Source organism: Candidatus Methanoperedens sp., from assembly GCA_012026795.1.
Taxonomy (GTDB): domain Archaea; phylum Halobacteriota; class Methanosarcinia; order Methanosarcinales; family Methanoperedenaceae; genus Methanoperedens.
Genome location: VEPM01000020.1, coordinates 1 through 19,959, shown reverse-complemented (window position 1 = coordinate 19,959; position 19,959 = coordinate 1). Strand labels below are relative to the sequence as shown.

The 19,959-nt window shown below is 40.8% G+C and carries 25 protein-coding genes; 8 read left to right on the top strand and 17 right to left on the bottom strand.

The features are described from left to right. Nucleotide 1 precedes the first annotated feature (1 nt). The 3 genes from FIB07_10890 to mtrH are packed head-to-tail and all read left to right on the top strand — an operon-like array spanning nucleotide 2 to nucleotide 1,468. A complete protein-coding gene (locus FIB07_10890; GenBank protein NJD53360.1) occupies nucleotides 2-226 on the top strand; it encodes a tetrahydromethanopterin S-methyltransferase subunit F in 225 nt (74 codons plus the stop codon). Nucleotides 227-230: 4 nt separating this feature from the next. Further along, nucleotides 231-500, top strand: a complete 270-nt coding sequence (locus FIB07_10885) for a tetrahydromethanopterin S-methyltransferase subunit G (GenBank protein ID NJD53359.1) — start codon at nucleotides 231-233, stop codon at nucleotides 498-500. 17 nt (nucleotides 501-517) lie between these two features. Next, nucleotides 518-1,468 carry a tetrahydromethanopterin S-methyltransferase subunit H gene (mtrH, locus tag FIB07_10880; GenBank protein NJD53358.1) on the top strand — a complete coding sequence of 317 codons (951 nt, stop codon included), beginning with the start codon at nucleotides 518-520 and terminating at the stop codon, nucleotides 1,466-1,468. Here the strand turns inward: mtrH and FIB07_10875 are convergent. From FIB07_10875 to FIB07_10855, 5 genes are all read right to left on the bottom strand, one after another. Further along, complete coding sequence (locus FIB07_10875; protein ID NJD53357.1) at nucleotides 1,425-3,332, bottom strand: arsenic-transporting ATPase; 1,908 nt, start codon at nucleotides 3,330-3,332, stop codon at nucleotides 1,425-1,427. The two genes, mtrH and FIB07_10875, sit on opposite strands and share 44 nt — an antisense overlap. Nucleotides 3,333-3,360: 28 nt before the next feature. Then, entirely contained in the window at nucleotides 3,361-3,693 is a 333-nt protein-coding gene (locus tag FIB07_10870) for an arsenic metallochaperone ArsD family protein (protein ID NJD53356.1), read from the bottom strand. 35 nt (nucleotides 3,694-3,728) lie between these two features. Next, nucleotides 3,729-4,016, bottom strand: a complete 288-nt coding sequence (locus FIB07_10865; protein NJD53355.1) for a carboxymuconolactone decarboxylase family protein — start codon at nucleotides 4,014-4,016, stop codon at nucleotides 3,729-3,731. 3 nt (nucleotides 4,017-4,019) lie between these two features. Next, the gene (arsB, locus tag FIB07_10860) at nucleotides 4,020-5,141 is read right to left on the bottom strand and encodes an ACR3 family arsenite efflux transporter (protein NJD53354.1); all 1,122 of its coding nucleotides are present in this window, start codon (nucleotides 5,139-5,141) and stop codon (nucleotides 4,020-4,022) included. 545 nt (nucleotides 5,142-5,686) lie between these two features. Further along, the gene (locus tag FIB07_10855; GenBank protein NJD53353.1) at nucleotides 5,687-6,076 is read right to left on the bottom strand and encodes a winged helix-turn-helix transcriptional regulator; all 390 of its coding nucleotides are present in this window, start codon (nucleotides 6,074-6,076) and stop codon (nucleotides 5,687-5,689) included. Nucleotides 6,077-6,416: 340 nt separating this feature from the next. Between FIB07_10855 and FIB07_10850 the strand changes: the two genes are divergently transcribed. From FIB07_10850 to FIB07_10840, 3 genes are all read left to right on the top strand, one after another. After that, nucleotides 6,417-6,689, top strand: coding sequence for a hypothetical protein (locus tag FIB07_10850; GenBank protein NJD53352.1), 273 nt, complete (start codon nucleotides 6,417-6,419; stop codon nucleotides 6,687-6,689). A 52-nt stretch (nucleotides 6,690-6,741) separates the two neighbouring features. Next, nucleotides 6,742-6,921, top strand: coding sequence for a CsbD family protein (locus FIB07_10845; GenBank protein ID NJD53351.1), 180 nt, complete (start codon nucleotides 6,742-6,744; stop codon nucleotides 6,919-6,921). 188 nt (nucleotides 6,922-7,109) lie between these two features. Continuing rightward, nucleotides 7,110-7,691 (top strand): response regulator, encoded by a 582-nt coding sequence (locus tag FIB07_10840; GenBank protein NJD53350.1) that lies wholly within the window; start codon nucleotides 7,110-7,112, stop codon nucleotides 7,689-7,691. Between the two features lie 19 nt (nucleotides 7,692-7,710). On the opposite strand, the gene FIB07_10835 is transcribed toward FIB07_10840, so the two are convergent. Further along, the gene (locus FIB07_10835) at nucleotides 7,711-7,893 is read right to left on the bottom strand and encodes a hypothetical protein (GenBank protein ID NJD53349.1); all 183 of its coding nucleotides are present in this window, start codon (nucleotides 7,891-7,893) and stop codon (nucleotides 7,711-7,713) included. A 448-nt stretch (nucleotides 7,894-8,341) separates the two neighbouring features. Between FIB07_10835 and FIB07_10830 the strand changes: the two genes are divergently transcribed. Then, nucleotides 8,342-9,505 (top strand): PAS domain-containing sensor histidine kinase, encoded by a 1,164-nt coding sequence (locus tag FIB07_10830; protein NJD53348.1) that lies wholly within the window; start codon nucleotides 8,342-8,344, stop codon nucleotides 9,503-9,505. A gap of 10 nt (nucleotides 9,506-9,515) precedes the next feature. On the opposite strand, the gene FIB07_10825 is transcribed toward FIB07_10830, so the two are convergent. The 10 genes from FIB07_10825 to FIB07_10780 form a co-directional block, all read right to left on the bottom strand. Then, nucleotides 9,516-9,902: a response regulator gene (locus tag FIB07_10825; protein ID NJD53347.1), complete on the bottom strand. Its 387-nt coding sequence runs from the start codon at nucleotides 9,900-9,902 to the stop codon at nucleotides 9,516-9,518. A 29-nt stretch (nucleotides 9,903-9,931) separates the two neighbouring features. After that, nucleotides 9,932-12,547, bottom strand: a complete 2,616-nt coding sequence (locus tag FIB07_10820) for a PAS domain S-box protein (GenBank protein ID NJD53346.1) — start codon at nucleotides 12,545-12,547, stop codon at nucleotides 9,932-9,934. Between the two features lie 4 nt (nucleotides 12,548-12,551). Next, nucleotides 12,552-12,893 carry a thiol-disulfide isomerase gene (locus tag FIB07_10815; GenBank protein ID NJD53345.1) on the bottom strand — a complete coding sequence of 114 codons (342 nt, stop codon included), beginning with the start codon at nucleotides 12,891-12,893 and terminating at the stop codon, nucleotides 12,552-12,554. Nucleotides 12,894-12,939: 46 nt separating this feature from the next. After that, a complete protein-coding gene (locus tag FIB07_10810; GenBank protein NJD53344.1) occupies nucleotides 12,940-13,248 on the bottom strand; it encodes a circadian clock protein KaiB in 309 nt (102 codons plus the stop codon). After that, nucleotides 13,245-15,002, bottom strand: coding sequence for a circadian clock protein KaiC (gene kaiC / locus FIB07_10805; protein NJD53343.1), 1,758 nt, complete (start codon nucleotides 15,000-15,002; stop codon nucleotides 13,245-13,247). The genes FIB07_10810 and kaiC overlap by 4 nt, the downstream gene beginning before the upstream one ends. A gap of 183 nt (nucleotides 15,003-15,185) precedes the next feature. Continuing rightward, nucleotides 15,186-16,577: a mercury(II) reductase gene (merA, locus tag FIB07_10800; protein NJD53342.1), complete on the bottom strand. Its 1,392-nt coding sequence runs from the start codon at nucleotides 16,575-16,577 to the stop codon at nucleotides 15,186-15,188. 9 nt (nucleotides 16,578-16,586) lie between these two features. Beyond that, complete coding sequence (locus tag FIB07_10795) at nucleotides 16,587-16,820, bottom strand: hypothetical protein (protein NJD53341.1); 234 nt, start codon at nucleotides 16,818-16,820, stop codon at nucleotides 16,587-16,589. Between the two features lie 17 nt (nucleotides 16,821-16,837). Beyond that, nucleotides 16,838-17,122, bottom strand: a complete 285-nt coding sequence (locus tag FIB07_10790; protein ID NJD53340.1) for a hypothetical protein — start codon at nucleotides 17,120-17,122, stop codon at nucleotides 16,838-16,840. Further along, a complete protein-coding gene (locus FIB07_10785; protein NJD53339.1) occupies nucleotides 17,122-17,358 on the bottom strand; it encodes a hypothetical protein in 237 nt (78 codons plus the stop codon). Before FIB07_10785 ends, FIB07_10790 begins: the two co-directional genes overlap by 1 nt. A 21-nt stretch (nucleotides 17,359-17,379) precedes the next feature. Then, nucleotides 17,380-17,532 carry a lmo0937 family membrane protein gene (locus tag FIB07_10780; GenBank protein NJD53338.1) on the bottom strand — a complete coding sequence of 51 codons (153 nt, stop codon included), beginning with the start codon at nucleotides 17,530-17,532 and terminating at the stop codon, nucleotides 17,380-17,382. Nucleotides 17,533-17,684: 152 nt separating this feature from the next. Between FIB07_10780 and fabG the strand changes: the two genes are divergently transcribed. Continuing rightward, nucleotides 17,685-18,422: a 3-oxoacyl-ACP reductase FabG gene (fabG, locus tag FIB07_10775; protein NJD53337.1), complete on the top strand. Its 738-nt coding sequence runs from the start codon at nucleotides 17,685-17,687 to the stop codon at nucleotides 18,420-18,422. Between the two features lie 164 nt (nucleotides 18,423-18,586). On the opposite strand, the gene FIB07_10770 is transcribed toward fabG, so the two are convergent. Further along, nucleotides 18,587-19,582 carry a hypothetical protein gene (locus FIB07_10770; protein ID NJD53336.1) on the bottom strand — a complete coding sequence of 332 codons (996 nt, stop codon included), beginning with the start codon at nucleotides 19,580-19,582 and terminating at the stop codon, nucleotides 18,587-18,589. Nucleotides 19,583-19,959 lie beyond the last annotated feature (377 nt).

The following is a 19,959-nucleotide window of genomic DNA, read 5'->3' as shown; positions in this document are numbered from 1 at the left end:
AGTGGCAGAGAAAGAATACGAATATGGAAAAGGCGTACCAATGGTATTAAATCCTTCAATGGTTGCCATAGAATCGCTGGTAGCGGATATCAGATACAGGGGCCAGCTTATTGCACGGAACCAGAAACTTGAATCCGGTGTTGGCGCAACAGGCGTGATCGGTATCTCGATCGGTTTTGTGATCGTTATGATAGCAGTGCTTGTTCCTCCTTTAGTGATGGGGTGAAAAAATGGCAGAAAAAATCCCAATAGTTATCGTAGATCCGGAAGACTACAAGAATATCCTCCAGAAATTGGATGAAATAGATGAAAAGATCGAGTTCACAAATTCTGAGATACACCAGAGATATGGGAAAAAAATAGGAAGAGACATAGGAATACTGTACGGGATTTGCGCATCGCTCATGATTGTAGTGGTATATCTGTTACTGCTTCTTTCACCGGCGCTTTCAAACCCGTTATTGATAAATGCAGTAAAGAAGGCTTTAGGATTAGAATAAGTAAGTGAGGTGCCAAGATGTTCAGATTTGATAAGAAACAAGAAGTATTTGAGTTCGGTAAAACAAAAGTGGGCGGACAGCCTGGAGAATACCCAACAGTACTTGTCAGTACGATGTTTTATTTAAAACATAAGATTGTGACTGATGAAGACCATGGCGTATTTGATAAAGCTGCAGCCGAGAAACTGTGGAATACACAGGAAGTAATGGGAGACACGACAGGAAATCCGTATTTCAACCAGCTTGTGGGTGAAACACCCGAAGCTATCAAGAAATATATTGACTGGTTCGTAAATATATGCGATGATGTACCATTCCTTGTGGATTCATCTGACGGACATGTCAGGGCTGTTGCAGCAAAGTACGCAAAGGAGATCGGTGTTGAGAAACGTGCAATACACAATTCCATAAATGCCAGTATCGGCGCTGAAGAGATCAAAGCTCTCAAAGACAGCAAGCTGACATCAGCGATCATCCTCGCATTCAATGCCACAAACCCCAGCGTTGAAGGTAAACTGGAAATCCTTGAGAAGGGAGGAACGGGACAGACAAAAGGTATGCTTGATGTAGCAAAAGAAGTAGGAATCACAAGACCCCTTGTGGATGTAGCAGCAACACCTCTCGGTGCAGGTTCCGGAGCTACCATCAGGTCGGTACTTGCCATAAAAGGTAAATTAGGCTTACCCGCAGGCGGAGGTTTTCACAACATGGCTTCGGCCTGGGACTGGATGAAGAAATACAAGAAAACAGATCCGGATGCAAAGACCGAATCATGGCCGCCAGTGGATATAGGCACAAACCTTGTCGCACAGATAATGGGAGCCAATTTCCTGCTGTATGGTCCAATCGAGAACGTAAAAAAGGTTTTCCCCGCAGTAGCAATGGTAGATATCATGCTCGGTGAAACCGCAAAAGACCTGGGTCTTAGCGTTCTGGCTGAATCCCATCCGATAAAGAAATTGGTGTAAATTTACACCGATTTTTTTTACCACAAAAGACAGTTCTTCCAAGCTCCCTTAATTTATCGATACCTTCAGGCTCACATTCAAGAAGAGGAACTATAATCATTGGGGTTTTGAATCTTTGCTGTATTTCAGATAAATACTTTTCTTGCTGTTTTCTCCTATTGCTGAAGAACTTATTATTCCCAGAATCCTGCGACAGTAAGTAATTAACTGCTACCAGTGTGGTTTCTATTTTAACCTGCTTTTTCAATTCTTCAGAAGCCCTCCATGCTTCTATTATGGGTGTATATTCAGGATACATCACAAAAATAAACGTGCTTTTTTCTTTGTTTCTCATTGTTTCTATGACATTAGCATACTTATTCTTAGTTTCATCAGATGCTTTCTTTGTTAAATCCCCCAGGTCGATAAATCCTTTCCAGTCAGAAGGAAGTTCTAATAATCGCAGGGTATGCCCTGTCGGTGCTGTGTCAAAAATTATTATATCATATCCATTTAATTCAAAGTAATTTATAAATCTTTCAAATGCAGCCATTTCTTGCGCGCAGGGAGAGCTCAGGTCTTCTTCCACAGATTTCTTTGTTTCCCCGTCATTATCCTTAACTATGTCCAGAATTCGTTTTTTATACTCTTCCAGTGCTTTCTTCTGATCTATTCTTGCTGCATATAAATTATCCACACCTGTAATCCTGGTCGGTTCATGCTCAACCGTCTGTCCGAAAATATTCTGCAAATGAGATGCGGGATCTGTTGTGAGTATTAAAGTTCTAAAACCTTTTTCCGCCAGATGCAGGGAAGCTGCGCAGGCAATCGTGCTTTTCCCAACACCGCCTTTGCCTGTGAAAAATATATATCTGGTCCCATTCAAAGGGGTGAGCAGATAATATAGTTCTTTTTGATCAGTCATCACCTGAAATTCCCGGACTTTCCCATTCAATAACTCTATTTTGGTATCCTCTATTTTAGCTTCATATAAAAATTTTCCTGCAGCTTCTAACAATTCCAGACCGGAAACTTCAGAATCCCTGAGCAGATAAAATAACTTCTGCATGGCAGGAAATGTTTCATTGATTTTTTTCACTATTTTCTTCTCATCCTCCTTCTTCTTTTTGAAAAATTCATCTGTGCACGCCTCTTCCGGAAGTATTCCATTAATTATCAGGAAATTTATTTTAATTCCCAATTTAGATAATTCATCAGAACTTCTCTGTGTTTCAAGAAGCGAGGAGCTCTCTGGTTTCAGAACAAAGATGAAGGAAGTTTTGGCATCATTCTGAAGATATGATATCGCTTTTTCATATCTGGATTTTGCACCCTGTAAAGATGCGCCAGGCCCTATGCAGGTTGAGGCGCTTTTTTCTAATGTTGTGCTCCAGCCCCCCGGAAGTTCTAAAAGCCTGATCGTATGTCCGGTCGGTGCGGTATCAAATATGACAACATCATACTGGGGATCATCCATGAATTCTATGAATTTATCAAATGCTGCTACTTCCTCAACGCAGGGGCTGTTCAGTTGCTCGTTTATTATCTGTATATTATTTTCATCCAAAATTTCTCTCATCGGGGCAATAATTCTTTCTCTATATTCCTCGGAAGCTGTATCGGGGTTTATCTCGATTGCAAACAGGTTCTCAATATTATTAATGGAAGTAATTTTATGCCCGATTTCCTGGGTAAATATATCTGAGAGATTTGGAGCCGGGTCTGTGGTAACGAGCAAAGTTTTATAACCTTTTTTTGCAAGCCACACAGCAGTAGTGCAACTCATCGTGCTTTTCCCAACTCCGCCTTTCCCGCTGAAAAAAACGAATTTCGCCTCTCCTTTTTTTCCTGGCTCTATTAATTGATAGATACCGTTATTTTTCATGGATAGAATGTTCTCCAGAATTTTCAACTCATTCTATCCTGCTCTGGGAATTTTCGACTTCTTTCTTCAGTTCAGCATATGTCAAGTATTTCTGTCTGGCAACAATTTTGCCGTTGATAGTAGTAATGGGGAGTATACCAGGTCCATTTTCCTTGATCAGTCGGGAAATCATCTCGTTTTCAAAAAACAACTTCAGGTTAAAAGTCATGCTTGCCCTTATTACGTTCATCTCTTTGAATTCATCCTGTAATTTTTTCAGTGACTGATTCAAATCTATCAGTACTTTATCTGGCTCCGGGCCGCAAACGCCTGTGGAGCAGCACATCACACCTTCATATATGATCAAATTCATTTTTGTCAGATCAACACCTCAAAAATTTTGAAATTATTTACTTCTTATTCCCCCATGATTTTTTCATATACATTGCTCCACGATAACTGGGAGCCTGCAGCCACAAACATTGCACATGCCACAGCTTCAGCTATCATTTCATCTGTTGCACCATGTTTCTTCGCCCTGTCTGCATGTATTTCTGTGCAGCGCTCACATCTCATAAGCACGGAAGCAGTTACAGATATGAGTTCTTTTGTGCGAAGATCAAGCGCACCTTCTTTAAATACAGAATTTCTCAACTCAGAAAATGCTTTCGCAACATCCGGTGTTTTCTCGTTGAACCATGACAAATTTTATTCCTCCTTTATATTCAAGTTTCCTGTAACATCAGCAGTAATTTTTCTATTTATCACAAAACCATTCTGATCAAACCATATCGAGCCTACTCGTCTTGCTACATGTACCAGTCCCAGCATAACAGGCACTTCAATCAGCGGTCCCACCACGGCTGCAAAAGCTACGCCTGAATCTATCCCGAACACCGCAACAGCTACTGCAATTGCAAGTTCAAAATTGTTGCTTGCTGATGTGAATGCCAGGGTTGTGGATCTGTCATAGGAAAAGCCCAGCCTGTACGACATGAAAAAAGAGATGCTAAACATCAGGATGAAATAAATAAGCATCGGGACTGCTATCCTGAAAACATCAATGGGAAGTTTTAGGATGTACTCTCCCTTTAAAGAGAACATAACTATAATTGTAAAGAGCAATCCAATCAAAGCAGTGGGACCAAGCGTTTTCATAAATACATTATCATACCAGTCCTTTCCTCTCTTTTTCACAAGGACAGACCGGGTTATTATGCCTGCGATAAAAGGAATCCCCAGGTAGATGAATACCGCTCTGGCGACTTCCCATATGGAAATATCTACTACAGCGCCTGCTCCTGCACCGCCGATCCATGATGACAATACAGTTACAAATAGGTATGCCAGAAACGAATAAAGCGCTACCTGGAATATTGAGTTCACAGCGACAAGGACAGCGCATAATTCATTATCTCCGCCAGCCAGATGGTTCCAGACAAGAACCATGGCGATGCATCGCGCAAGACCGATTATGATCAAACCTATCCTGTACTCAGGAAGGTCAGGAAGAAAAATCCAGGCAAGAGCAAACATCAGCACAGGTCCTATTATCCAGTTCTGGATGATGGAAGCGGTGAGGGCTTTTCCCTGCTGCTTCATTTTATAGAGTTCTTCGTATCTCACACCTGCAAGGGGCGGGTACATCATCCAGATAAGGCCAATAGCAATTGGCAGGGAGACCTGTTCGATACGGATGGTATCCAATATTTTGGCCACCTGCGGATATGCAGCGCCTATAATTATGCCAGCTGCCATGGCAAGAAGAATCCATAAAGTCAGGAATTTACTTACTATGCCCAGGTTACCTTTACCTGTTATTTCGTTCATGTTCAGCTCTTTTTACTTGATTTCCTCATTATATGACCTGCCTTGAATGCTATTGTGGTATTTATACGGAGATATTATTAATAAAACCATGATAAGGATTTCAAAAAAATTTGAACAATCAGTTTCGAAATAGGGAAAGCGTCTGTTCTCATTAGGGAGAAAGTGAATAAAAAATGCAAAACGTGAGCGTTTTATCGGAAGTTCAATAGTCCCAAAATAACCAGGCTACATGAAACAGAGCACGAATCGCAACCACATTAAGAAGTATGATATAAAACTGCTTTGTAGTATGTTGCGGTTGTGCAAAGAAGGGGCTGGAATTTTGTGACCACATGGAATGGAAGATTAATATACTTCCATAAATATCCACAAATATAATTAGACTGGAAATAATTAATAAAATTATCATATTTTGTATCTCCATATTTTTCTTTTCTCCTTGATCTTATCGCAGAGCTCCAGGATACCTGGAGTGCTATTGTGGTATTTTATACGGAGATATTATTAATAAAACCCTGATAAGGATTTCAAAAAAATTTGAACAATCAGTTTCGGAATAGAGATACCGTTTTCATCCCTTCTTGAGAAAGTGAATAAAATGCAAACCGAGAGCGTTTTATTTTGCAGATCAAGCCGTGTTTCTCTAACATCCCCATATGATAGGAAACAGCAGACTTTTGAGTTTTCAACTTTCTTGCCATCTCATCCATACAATGTTCTCGCTTCTCAAGCATCAGGAGGATCTCAATCCGGTGGGAATTTGCGAGGAGCTTTAATTTCCTGACAATTTCTTTTGAGGTTTGCCTTACCGGGTCATGTTCTTTTTCCAGATCCATGAGCCAGACTTTACGAAGTTTTTTGTCAGTCGGGCAGCAAAATTTTGCGGTTTTTGAAGCGCACAGGCATTTATGTTTATTATTCATGATTCTTTGCATTTTAATTGCAACTTATTGTTCTTTAAGCAGTTGCTTTTATGCAACCATAGCAAGTATTGAGTTGACAAGCTTTTTTCCTTCTTCAATATCATTTACCTCTCTTATAGTAACTTTTCCGCTTGCGAAAAAATTAACCTCGTGTCTACCAGGGTGTACAATGCGCAAAGTATATGTGTATAAACGTAATGATATTAAATGTTAGTAAGTAAGGAGTGGGATATATGTAAATGAGTAAGTAAGGAGTGGGATATATGTAAATGTTTATTGGAACAATGTTCCAGGAAAAAATAATGGAAGACTCATAGAGTATCCGTATGGTGTTTAAAATCAGGGGGATATTATGGCATATACACTGGAGATATTAATAATTATAATCGGAATTATTTATGGCTACATGAAGCCGGGCAAAGAAGACCGCTCAGCATTATTAAAGAGAGGAGTTGTGATTGGAATAATTCTGGGCGCTATTATGGTAGTGCTTGGATTATTAGGTGGCAGAGCGATTCTGCTGCTTGGCAGTTTAGCAGGAGTGATTGTATTTATCGAAGTTATAATCCTTGCAGTATTGTTCATTATAGGCACCTATATCGGAGATATGCTGGAGAGAAAGTAAAATTACAATTGCAACAAAATGCAATCAAATCGTAAATTAAAGGAGGAATACTATGAACAGCGGTACAAAAGAAGAAATTAAAGGTAAAGTTCGCAGAGCAAAGGGCGGAATCAAGGAAACTGCGGGGAAACTCACCGATAATCCCAAACTGGAAGCCGAAGGCAAAGTAGAAAAAAATGTCGGTAAAGTTCAGGAAAAGGCCGGTCAGGTCAAAAAAGCCATTGAGGATTAAAACGGTGTATGCAGGTGTTTGAGGTTCACAACTTCAAACATCTTATTTAATTTTTTTCTTTAACTTTTCCTGAATTATGCCACATAATCTTGCTGGGATCATTCTTGTCTCTGCACGCAAATATTAATAGTCATAAGCCAATATACGATTATTTAAATTTAAACAAAAATAAACCTGAAGGGTAAAATATGCACTGGCGGGAAAAAGAATTACTTAACGCACTGAAAAACGGAAAATTGACAACTACTGAGATAGTCAAAAGGGTAAATATGAGCAAGGCAACTGCCCTGAAATACCTGGATGGTATGAAAGAAAAAAACCTGGTTGATGGCGAAGAGATAGGCACAACAAAAATCTGGTTTTTAAAAACTGAAGAAGAAACAGTTGAAAAGAAAATCAAAATACTCGTTGCCGATGATGATAAAAATGTTATTAACATTATCCGGTATTCTATAGGTGATCAATATGAGATCCTGGAAGCCACAAATGGAAAAGAAGCCCTGGGGATGGTCTTTGCAAGGTCACCTGATATCCTGGTCCTGGATATCATGATGCCTGAAATGGATGGCTACATGGTGTGCAAAGAATTAAAAGAACATGATTCTACAAAAAATTTGCCAATAATAATTTTATCTGCCAAAGCCAATGTAGATGATAAGCTTAAAGCAATAGATTTTGGCATAGATGATTATATGATAAAACCCTTTGACCCAAGGGAATTGGAAGCAAGAATAAAAATGAGGTTAAAACGGACTACTGATATAGATTAAACATTATGTTTTGATGTTATTATGGTTTCAGGTCCTGCCAGTTTACATTAACCACAACGATTCTATTGATACTGAGGTACAATGATTCGATCTCATCACCTCTGAGGCCGTTTTTGAGAAGTGTAGCTCTTTCTTCCCTCAACGCGAGCACCAGATTATTATTGCTGTCATCTCGGCTATCATTTATATCAGATATTTTCATGTCATTCGTATTTGCTTGATCAGCAGCATCTTGACATGACCTTTCTTTCAGGAACTTTGTATGCCCACCCGCTAAAACTGTTTATATACAAAGTGCTTTCATTAGAATTTTCTTCTATGAACTTGATTTCTCCTTTATGCGTTTCAGCAGATCCGATCTTAAATTTCACTATATCTCCTATGGAATATTTCATTCACTTCACCCTCCTTATAGATAATTGCTTACTACAGTGCGCCAGGAGATTTGTTATAGGGATTGTGCCTCCTCCACACCAGATTTTAGCAGGAGGCAGGCACGATGAATTCCCACTCCCAGGGTTTACTTGTTTTGCAAACAATATACTGATAAATCCGATGCTATTTAAAACTTTCCAATCGATCGTTTATTTTTAAACTATGGTATAATATAGTTGGAAAACCAATATAGTGTAATAACAATTCTTTAAAACATGACCAGAAAAGAAAAAAAAACTAAAATTGGTAACCTGCAAGGTATATCCATCACGGATATCTCGTGTATCATAGATACAGTACGAGAACCCATTGTTATTCTCGATTCACAACAGCGGGTGAAGATGGCAAATACTGTTTTTTATAAGACGTTCAAAATCCCGACCGGAGATTCTGAGGGCAGACCATTATATGAACTTGGGAACGGCATATGGAATATTCCCGGACTTAGAGAATTACTTGAAGATATTATTCCCAGGAATAGCCAGTTCAGGGATTTTGAAGCTAAGATGGAGTTTCCTGATACAGGACCAAAAGTGATGTTACTCAACGCCTGCAAGCTCAATCAGGCGGGTACAGATATGATTCTCCTTGCGATCGAGGACATTGCAGACCGCAAAAAATTGGAAGAGTTGCGTTCTGAGAATGAGCGTCTCATCTTCGCAAACAAAACCAGATCGGAGTTCCTGGCAATTATGAGTCATGAACTGAGGACTCCCCTGACATCTGTCATCGGATATTCACTAATTTTGCAGGGGATGACACAGGGCAAATTGAATGAAAAACAGAAGTTATTTGTGGATAATATTCTAAAAAGCAGCAAGCACTTGCTTACTCTTATCAATAATATTCTCGATATGGCTAAAATGGATGCAGGAAAGCTGGAAATGGCCATAGAAGAAATATCTGTGCCCGACACAGTAAATGAGATACTCAACCTCATCAAAGAAAATGCCACAGAGCATAATATAGTCCTGAATAAAGAATTTGACCCTGAAATGAATACCATAAAGGCCGACAGGCGGGCTCTTAAGCAAATATTTTTCAATCTTCTCAGCAACGCGATAAAATTCAGCAAGCAAAAGGGAGGAATTGTTACAGTGTCAGTAAAAAGAGAGGGGGACATGGTCAAAATCTCAGTCTCTGATACCGGTATAGGAATCAAGGAAGAAGATGTGCCAAGACTCTTCCAGGAGTTTGAGCAGCTTGATTCAGGAATGTCCAGAAAATACGAAGGTACGGGTCTTGGTCTTGCTATTACAAAAAACCTTGTGGAACTGCATGGGGGCAAAATCTGGGTAGAGAGCATATATGGTAAAGGGAGTAAATTTATCTTTATGCTGCCGATTACTGGAAATAGTCAGAAAGTGCAAAGGTTATAGCCTGACTCGTTCATTTATCCATACTTTTCTCTATCGACTCCAGTACAACGCGGATTTTTGCTTTAAGTTCATTCAGGTCAAACGGTTTTGTGATATAATCGTCCGCCCCCAATTCCAGGCCTGCAATCCTGCCTGTCTCACCCATTCCTGTTAGCATAATGATCGGAATTGACCTGGTCGATGGATCTTTCCTGAACTTATTACATATCTCATAACCCGTCATGTCAGGAAGCATAATGTCTAATAAGATAAGGTCAGGAGCTTCGCCTTTCACCTTCCTGATAGCCCCGTCGCCAGTATACGCTTCAATAACTTTGTAATTATCAGATTCAAGAGAGATCTTTAATGCGTTGACTATACATCTCTCATCATCTACAACCAGTATTTTGATCTGCATACCCCCCCATGTTTTGTCTGTCTTTTATATTATTTAAAGGTTTCATTACTATCCTGTTCCATGTTTATGACATCGTGTATTGTTCTTAGCAATCTTTCAGTAGTGTAGGGTTTTGGTAAAAAGGCTTTTGCATGAGAACTTCCGATTTTTGCAATTTTATCCTTCTCTGCTAATCCGCTAACTGCAATAACTTTAACATCATGGTTAATTTTGTGAATCGCCCGGATGCTTGCATAACCATCCATAACAGGCATCATCATATCCATAAGAACAACTTTAACTTTATCCTTGTTCCGGGCATACATTGCCACAGCCTCCGCGCCATCCCTGGATGTAATGACTTTATACCCATATATTTCCAATGTCGAGGAAGTAATTTCACGGATTGAGCCTTCGTCTTCAGCAACGAGAATCAACTCTCCATGCCCCATGTATAATTTATTCTGTTCTTCTACTTCTTGAACTTCGGTTTTGACCGCTGGCAGATATACCTTAAACGTCGTTCCTTTTCCAACTTCACTATACACATTTATAAATCCATTGTGGCTCCTCACAATTGCAAGTGCTGTTGACAGGCCAAGTCCGGTCCCTTTACCGAATTCCTTTGTTGTGAAAAACGGTTCAAAAATCCTATCCATTATCCTGGAAGGGATACCAGCTCCGGTATCTGAAACTGAAATGATAACGTAAGAACCGACTTTTGCCTCTTTATGAATCCGGACATAATTCTCATCAATGAAAAAATTCAAAGCTGTGATGCTTAATATACCGCCATCCGGCATAACATCACGGGCATTCACGCACAAATTCATTATAACCTGGTGCAATTGTGTGGCATCTCCTGAGATGGTAAAGAGATCTTTCTGTATATTCACCTGGATATCGATATTTCTTGGGAATGTCTCTTTAGCAACCTTCTCGATCTCATTGATAACGTGTTTTGCAGCAAGAGGATTGCGCTCACCTTCTACTCCTCTTGCAAAAGATAGAACCTGCTTTATTAAATTAGCTCCGCGCTGGCAGTTCTGCTCAAGCATTGTAAGCAATTTCCGATCCTGTCCATCTCTGGATTTTTCATTTAACAGTTGCAGCGATAGCATAATCGGCGTCAGCACATTGTTAAGGTCATGCGCTATGCCGCCTGCAAGAGTGCCTATGCTCTCCATCCGCTGCGCGCGTAATAGCTGCGCTTCAAGCATTTTCTTCTCAGTGATATCCTTGGCAATAACAGAGAGACCGGTCTCAGCTGGATAAACATTAATTTCAAAGATAAGATTCTTATCCCTAACCTTGAACGCACTCTCTAAACGTCCGGGTTGCTGTGTTTTTAATGATTCAATATAGAACTGCCCGATTTTTGTCTTGTTTATATCAGGGAAAATTTCAAAGAGGGATTTTCCAATAGCATCTTTTGCCGAAATCCCTGTAAGAACTTCAGATGCCTTATTCCAGTAGGTATATTTTAAATCCCTATCCATCGCATAGAACAGGTCGTTAATGCTTTCAGTAAGCCGCCGGTAGCTTGCTTCACTTTCTACTAATGCTTTGTTTGCTTCTTTTAGCTGTGCTGTCCTTTCCTGTACCCGTAATTCTAACTCATCGCGCGCTTTATGCAGCGCCTCCTCGTACTGCTTGCTCGAGGTAATGTCGCGAAAGACCAGTACCACTCCCATGATCCTGCCGTCCCCGCATCTTATCGGTGCGCCGCTGTCATCGATCGGGATTTCAGTCCCGTCCTTTCTCACAAGGATCGTGTGGTTGGCAAGACCGATAATGTTCCCATCATGAAGCACCCTGGTGACAGGGTCTTCAACTTCAGCACGGGTGTACTCGTTGATAATGTTGAAAATCTCCTTCACTGGTTTTGTCGCTGCATCAGCCAGTGTCCAGCCGGTCACTTCTTCCGCCACAGCGTTCATGAAGGTGATCCGGCCTTCGATATCAGTTGAAATGACAGCATCGCCGATACTGGCCAGGGTGGTAGCCCAGAGCTGCTCGCTTTTCTGCAATGCCTCTTCCGCCCGTTCGCGCTCGGCCATTTCAGCCTTCAATTCTTCATTAGTGTTTGCAAGCTCTGCGGTTCTTTCCTCTACTTTTATTTCCAATTCATCATGTGCCTTTTGCAATGCCTCCTCAGCACGTTTGAGTTCCGTTATATCTGTAGCAACAAGGTAAACAGTCGATACCCCGTTCAGTTGCATGGCATTGATAGAGATATGCGCCGGCACAGTAGTCCCATCCCCTGCCAGGAATGTGACTTCTCCTTTGCTGCCCCCTTTTTTGCCCCGGCGCAGCAGTTCATCGAATATCGGCCTGCTGGCAGGCAAAACAAATTGTGAAATTGCGGTGCCGATCATTTTTTCAAGAGACGATTTGAACATCTTTGCAAAACCCATGTTACAATAAAGAATGGTATCGTCTTCTGTCAGTGTAACAGCACCTTCCTTCATTTCCTCGATAAGGATACGGTAGGGCTTCTCAGCGCCTTTTAGTGTGAAAACCCTGTCGCCTTCTTTTGTTGATACGATCAGTGCATCGACCTCACCGCTGCGGATGGCACGCAGGGTCTCTTCAGCCTCCTCAAGCCGTGCCCCAAGCTCCTGGTTTTCGCGTAAAAGTTCTTCTTTCGTTTTATTTTTCTTCATATTCTTATTTCTTGGGGCGCAAATCCAGCCCTACAAGGATGCGTTCTTTATCTGACATATCACCGATAAGTCTCCTCAAAGGAAGAGGAAGTTTCTTGATAAGTGTTGGCGCTGCGATTATCTGCTCATCTTTAGCAAGAACAGGCTGCTGGTATATATCGATTACCTCAAGTTCATAGTGGCCTTTGAGATTTTCTTCGCATATTTTTTTTACATTCAGGATAGCACTTGTGGATTTTGGAGTAATGCCGGTAATATATAAACGCAGGATATATTTTTCCTCCCCCAATTTTTCAATTGATTCCTCAAATTCCTTTTGTGTATATTTTATCTCTTCATTGTCCATAATTCCTGGATATTCAGTAAGCTTCTTAAGTATATGTGTTCCATTTTCACTTTTCTCTGAGCGGGCGCAGGTCAAGTCCTACGAGGACACGCTCTGTATTTGATAGGTCCCCGATGATCTTCTTCAAAGGCTGGGGAAGTTTTCGCACAAGGGTGGGGATGGCAAAGATCTGGTCGCCCTGCGCAAGTTGCGGGTTTTTCAGCAGGTCGATTATCTCGATTTTGTATTTGCCAGCAAGATGCTCTTCACATAATTTTTTAAGATTGTTAAATGCTGTTATCGATTTAGGCGTCTGTCCGGCTACGTACAGTCTGAGTTCCCATGATTCAGGTTCTGTTTCGGTTGTATCATTCATTTGATATTCCTTCTGCCTGCTTTTTTCGGTTGGCTCATTGCGTCCTTATTAATATCCGCCTTGCGAATATGCGCCATTTCTTTGCGGTCTTCTATCCGGGTCTCTTCTTGCAGTTTTTCTTTCTTGATAAGCATTTTTTCTTCTTCTTCCTTACCTTCAAACTCTGTACGAAGTACTGCGATTTGCACTTCTATCGCTTTACGCTGGCGCTCAAGTTCACGCTTTTTGAGTTCAATTTCTTCTTTGCGCATAAGATCTGATATCTTGTCCTGTGCCTCAACCGCGGCCCTCGCAGAACCTGTCAGCACGCCTGAGGGACCAAGATATACATCTACCAGGTCTATACCTTTATCGGTCAACAGGAATTCACGTATCTGGTTGGAGTGGGCCATGCCGCGTGACTTCAGTATATATAATCCGCGGTTACGTTCACCCCCGATCTCAATATCCCGCAGCAAAACCCACGTATCCATCAGGGATGAGATACCGAACTCTGCCATTTCAAGAGAAACTCCGGCGTGCGACAGGTTCGTAAAGAGAGCCGTGACCTGTTTCCCTTTCAGGTAATCAACAAGACGCGCCAGCATTGATTTTACCTCATTTTCACTACCTATAGCGATTAAATTTGTAATCGGATCGATGACAACGACTCCCGGCTTAAATTCATCAATCATCTTTGCCATCTTTACAAGATGCATTTCCAGGCCGTAAATCGTGGGGCGCACCGCGTAAATTTCCAGAAGACCTTTCTTTATCCAGGGTTCAAGGTCAATGCCTATTGAGCGCATATTGCGGATAATCTGGTTCGGAGCTTCCTCAAATGCAAAATAGAGACATCGTTCACTGCGCTTACATGCGGCATCAACAAAGCTGACAGCAGCACTTGTTTTACCTGTCCCGGCCGTACCTGAAATGAGAATACTGCTTCCGCGGTAGTATCCCTTTCCTGCGAGCATAGTATCAAGGCGGGGGATGCCTGAAGATATCCGTTCAGTGGATACATCGTGCTGCAATCCGATTGATGTAATAGGCAGCACTGAAATCCCCTTTTCATCTATCAGGAATGGATACTCGTTTGTGCCATGCACTGAGCCGCGGTATTTGACGACACGCAAACGCCGGGTGGTAATCTGTCCTTCCACCCTGTTATCAAGAAGGATAACGCAATCCGAGACGTATTCTTCCAGCCCGTGCCGCGTCAGGGTACCTTCGCCCCTTTCTCCTGTAACAATTGCAGTAACACCTTTTTCTTTCAGCCAGCGGAATAACCTTCGAAGCTCGGCGCGAAGTATGCCCTCATTGGATAATCCGCCATAGAGCGATTCTATGGTATCAAGCACTACCCGCTTTGCACCGATTGAATCGATAGCGTAATTGAGGCGGATGAACAGCCCTTCGAGATCGTATTCACCTGTCTCTTCGATTTCACTTCGCTCGATGCGAACGTGGTCAAGATATATCTTTTTCCTTGCTGCAAGGTCGTTCAGGTCAAACCCTAAAGATGCAACATTCTGAGCAAGTTCTTCAGGGGATTCCTCAAATGACATGAAGATGCCGGGTTCGTTATATTGAACTGCGCCGCGAACAAGAAATTCCATCGCTAACAATGTTTTACCGCATCCTGCACTGCCGCATACCAGAGATGGACGCCCTTTTGGTAATCCCCCATCAGTTATTTCATCAAGTCCCCTGATCCCTGTCTGGCATTTTGGCAGGTTCTGCATGAGCTTTACATTAATTTTTTCTTTAGTCATTGGCTGGCTCCCATTCACAATAATTTCTGCTTCCATGTATGTCGTGATTATAAATTAGGTTTCCTACTTTCAATATATCGCGATTATGAATTGGATTTTCACTTTCGATAGGTTATTATCAATAATATGGTCTTATTTATACATGGCGGCCATATATTTTCGATGATACCAATTCCCAGCCTGCTACTGCGCGCAGCTGCTGATCTTGCTGATGTCCTTTCTAAAAGATTTTGCAACAAGTCTTACTGCTTCGGTCATTGTTGGAAAAACGTGCACAGTATCCATAATATCATCAATAGTCATCCCATATTTCACAGCAAGCACTCCTTCATGGATCATGTCTGCTGCAAGCGAAGCCAGTATATGGACTCCAAGAACGCGCTCTGTTCTTTCATCGATAACCATTTTTATAAGTCCGCGTGTATCTTTTGCCAGGATCGCTTTAGGTACAAGTTCCATCGGAATTGTGCTGCAACTGCATTGTATGCCTTTCTCCTGCGCCCCCTTTTCTGTCAGGCCAACGCTTGCTACCTGGGGATTGGTGAATATAGCATGAGGCATAGATTTTAAGTCTATCATTCTTCCTTTACCTGCGATAGCATTCTGGGCAGCAATTGAGCCTCCCCTGCCAGCCGCAGTCACAAGCATGGGTTCGCCTGTGACATCACCTGCTGCCCAGATGTTGATTGCAGAAGTCTTCATCTCATCATCCACGATTACTGCGCCATTCTTCCCAACGGCGACACCTGCTTTTTCCAGACCCAGGCTTTTAGTATTGGGTATCCTTCCTGTTGCTACCAGGAGTTTTTCAGCTTTGAATTCCCTGTTATCTTTTCCAGAAAGAGCAGTAACCACGATGCTGCCCTTCTCTTGCCTGACGCTTTTTAAACTTGTATTTGTTTGTATATTTATTCCCTCTTCTTCAAGATAATCTTTGAGATAGTCCGAGATTATACCTTCTTCCCGGGGTATTATCCTTGGATTTCTCTGCAATACTGTTACTTTAGTCCCGAAATGCGCAAACATCTGGGCAAATTCCAGACCAACAGACCTTCCGCCCAGTATAACCATTGATTCCGGACGTTCAGATAACTCCATAGCTTCGACATTGGTGAGATAATCAACCTTTTCAATTCCTTCTACAGGAATAATGTTCGGTGAAGAGCCTGTGGCTATGATGAACTTTTCCGCCTGAAAAATCTTTCCGTTCACTTTTATTTCGTTATTTGAAACAAAAGCAGCCCTCCCTCTTACCAGGGTTATATCCAGTGAGTCGATAACATTGATATACCTGTTATTCCTCAAACATTCAATGATCTCTCTTTTTTCATTTATTATTCCCGCAAAGTCAATGGTGGTACTGACATCCAGCCCTGTATGACCATGATTCCCGTAGTAATTGAGCTCTCCCACGAGCAAAAGGTGCTTGGTTGGCATGCAACCAACATTGACGCATGTACCGCCGATCGTGCCTTTCTCGATCATCGCTACCTTTGCTCCAAGCTCCACAGCCTTTATCGCTGCCCCAAAAGCAGCAGTGCCGCTGCCCAGGATGATCAGATCATATCTTTCCATACGTGGGTGTTATGAAAAATCCGGTCTGCTGCACGAACCTTTTCCCCTGCCCAGCAGGTGACCCACGATAAGCCCGCCCACGAATGCTCCTGCCATATAAGCAAGGGGATTTTTATTAACTTTCATTTCAGTAAATTCTTGTTGCTTCCTGATTATTTTTCCGACTGATCTGGACAGTTCATCAAATCTGGCGGTCAGTTCGCGGATTGCACGCTTCATCTCTTTTAGTTCTAATTCTTTCATAAAATTACCTTCTCTTTCTATTTCTTATATACAAGCGCCCCGGCAAGTATCCCGATTAGACCTGTTAATACAAAACCAAGGCCCCGCATAGTGAACATTGCATCAATTGCAGATGCAATCCCCCAGAAGGTCAGGAAAAACCCCGTGGCTGCAAGTGAGATCGCAACCCCGGTAAAAAATAACTTTTTTTTGGATTTCTTTATGCCTTCTTCTATGGAATTGCCGATTCCACCATGATCGATAAGTCCCTGGCTTATCGAGTTTGAAAGGCCGGAAAGAAAATCCGTTATGCTTTGCTGCACTAGTCTTTTCCCCTGCCGAGCAGATAACCTACGAGAGCCCCGCCCACGAATGCCCCTGCCATATAAGCAAGAGGATTTTCATTAACTTTTGCTTCAGCAGATTCTTTTTTCTCCATGACCTTTTTCCCTATTGATTCAGATAGTTCATTATATTTGTCTTCATATTTGGCAGTCAGCTCAGCGAGCTGATGTTTTATATCTTTTATTTCTTCTTGTCCTTGTTGTTCTTCTTGCATAAATTAACCTCCCAACGAATATTATACCGGATTGCGTCCCTGGATGATTCTTATCAGTATTACAATAATAGCAGCCACCAGCAATATATGGATTAAGCTACCAAGAAAACCGAACCCAAATCCCAACAGCCACAGCAGCAACAAAATTACAACTATTGTCGTTAATAAGTCCATACAACTAACCTCCAATGATATATTTGTACTCACTGTATATAATCTTTTTGCTTAATTTTATGATTATGTAACGGATGCCCTGGCTATATATATATTTCCCACAATAACAGCAGGATATAGTAGAAAGAACCGCGATTCAGAGGTGAATACAAATGAAACTTGAAAATAAAGTTGTAATTATCACAGGAGCAGGGAGCGGCATTGGTAAAGAGACCGCGCTCCTGTTCGCAAAGGAAGGCGCAAAAGTAGTAGTTGCCGATGTCAATGAAAAAGGTGGCGAAGAAACTGCTGCCCGGATCAGGGAAAATGGAGAGGGGTTTTTTGTTAAACTTGATGTATCCGACAGGGAACAAACACAACAGATGGCTAAAGCCACTCTCGAAAAATACGGCAGGATAGACATTTTAATAAATAATGCAGGAATTGTCCAGGATGCTTTCGTATCAAAAATGACAGAGCAACAATGGGATAAGGTTATTGACATCAATCTTAAAGGAGTATTCAACTGTATCCAGGCTGTTGTTGAAGTCATGATGAACCAGGGATCCGGTGTAATCATCAATACATCCTCAATAGTAGGATTAAACGGCAATGTCGGCCAGGTCAATTATGCTGCAACCAAAGCAGGTTTGATTGGCATGACAAAGACCCTGGCAAAGGAACTTGGAAAAAAAGGGATACGGGTAAATGCAGTTGCCCCCGGATTTATTGCAACTCCCATGACATCGGCTGTGCCTGAAAAGATCCTTGACATGATGAAAGAGAAAACACCGTTAAAAAGGCTTGGTGAACCAAAAGATATTGCGAATGCATATTTATACCTTGCTTCGGATGATGCGAATTTTGTAAACGGAGCGGTGCTTTCTGTGGATGGCGGATTGGTAATATAAAAGTAATATAAAATAGAGGATAGCTAAATAGCAAAAAGGAAGTCTTGATGGAAAAGTCGGCCTGTAACCGGATAGGTCAGGCAAGTATTATTTTTCTTGTCTCAAAGCTTGTCTGAAAATTTGATGTATAGTAAATAGAGACCTATTATAATGAACCGGAAACATTATGATGCTCGTGTAGAGTTAACAGAGTTATTTACGCCATTTGGTGGAATATAGAACAGTTTATCATCTTGTTTTTTAGAAATCCCTACTCCTAAGAATCTTTTGAATAAATCATCTGTTATTTCGGCATGTAACAGGTAATTTCCATGTTGTAATTTTGATGTATTAATGTTTAAGTACCATACACCATCATAATTTTTTCCGAGCATGAATGTCCTGTTCGATAAAGCTTCTTTAGTGTTATTTATTGTAACATTATCGACCAACCAAAAAAAGTCACTACTGGAATTGAGTTTATATAGGTATATATAAATATTGTTATAAGGTAGTCCAGTTTCTTTTACTGTAAATGTTAGAATATCATCATTTACGTTTGATTGTGGAAAAACATCTATCGAATAAGAGCCCATTAACACATATATGGGAGCTATCGTATACAGTACAAAGACTATTGAGAGGAGTACCTTATGTTTTGATTCTTTAAAAAGATAAAAAAATTTCTTTATCGAACTCCAAATTTTTCCTTTGAGACCAATTGAAATTGATAGTCGGTATAGAATAAAAATAATTATAATAGACGTTATAATGGTACTAATATTATAATTTATAATAGGTATAGTGATATTTTTATATACATTGTTTAAAACTATCACAAGTACTAATGCAAATGAAAAGGCAGATAATCCGATTAAGCCTTTAAAAAATAATTTAAACAGCCATTTCGTCCAGTTAGTTCCATATATTGAACATTCTTCTTTCTTTCCTAAAGATATTGCATGTCCTTTTAATATTAAAAATGAAGATATTATCGTCATCTCAATTAATAATCCTATCACTAAAAAACCAATCATTAGTTGCAGGTCTGGACTATATCTAACAATATTATTGTTAAAATAATCAGCTATTTTAAATAAAAAAAATGACAATCCAGTTAGTATTGTTATTGCCAGAGTAATTTCTTCAAAACTATGGGATTTTCCACTTTTTTCTTCCAATCAAAAATCTCCTTCTATGATGTTTTAAAACACATCGTTAATATTTAATGCTTTCCTAAATATTAAAACAGAACAATTCATAGCTTCCAGTTAATAAAAAATATTCAGACAAGCTCTCAGAGCATATCTGAACATTAATTCGGGACAGGATTTACAGGATGGACAGGATTAGTTTCCATCCTGTAGATCCTGTAAATCCTTTGTGACAAGAAGTTACATCATAAATTGCCTCGTGCTGCCCCTTCCGTTTGGGGTAATCCTACTGGGGTATGCGTCGGTAGTAATGCTGGGGTATAAAGCCCTCAGGACAATATGGAGAAATTTGACAGTCTAAATCAAACAATCTGTTAGGATAAGAACACAATGGAGAAACTAAC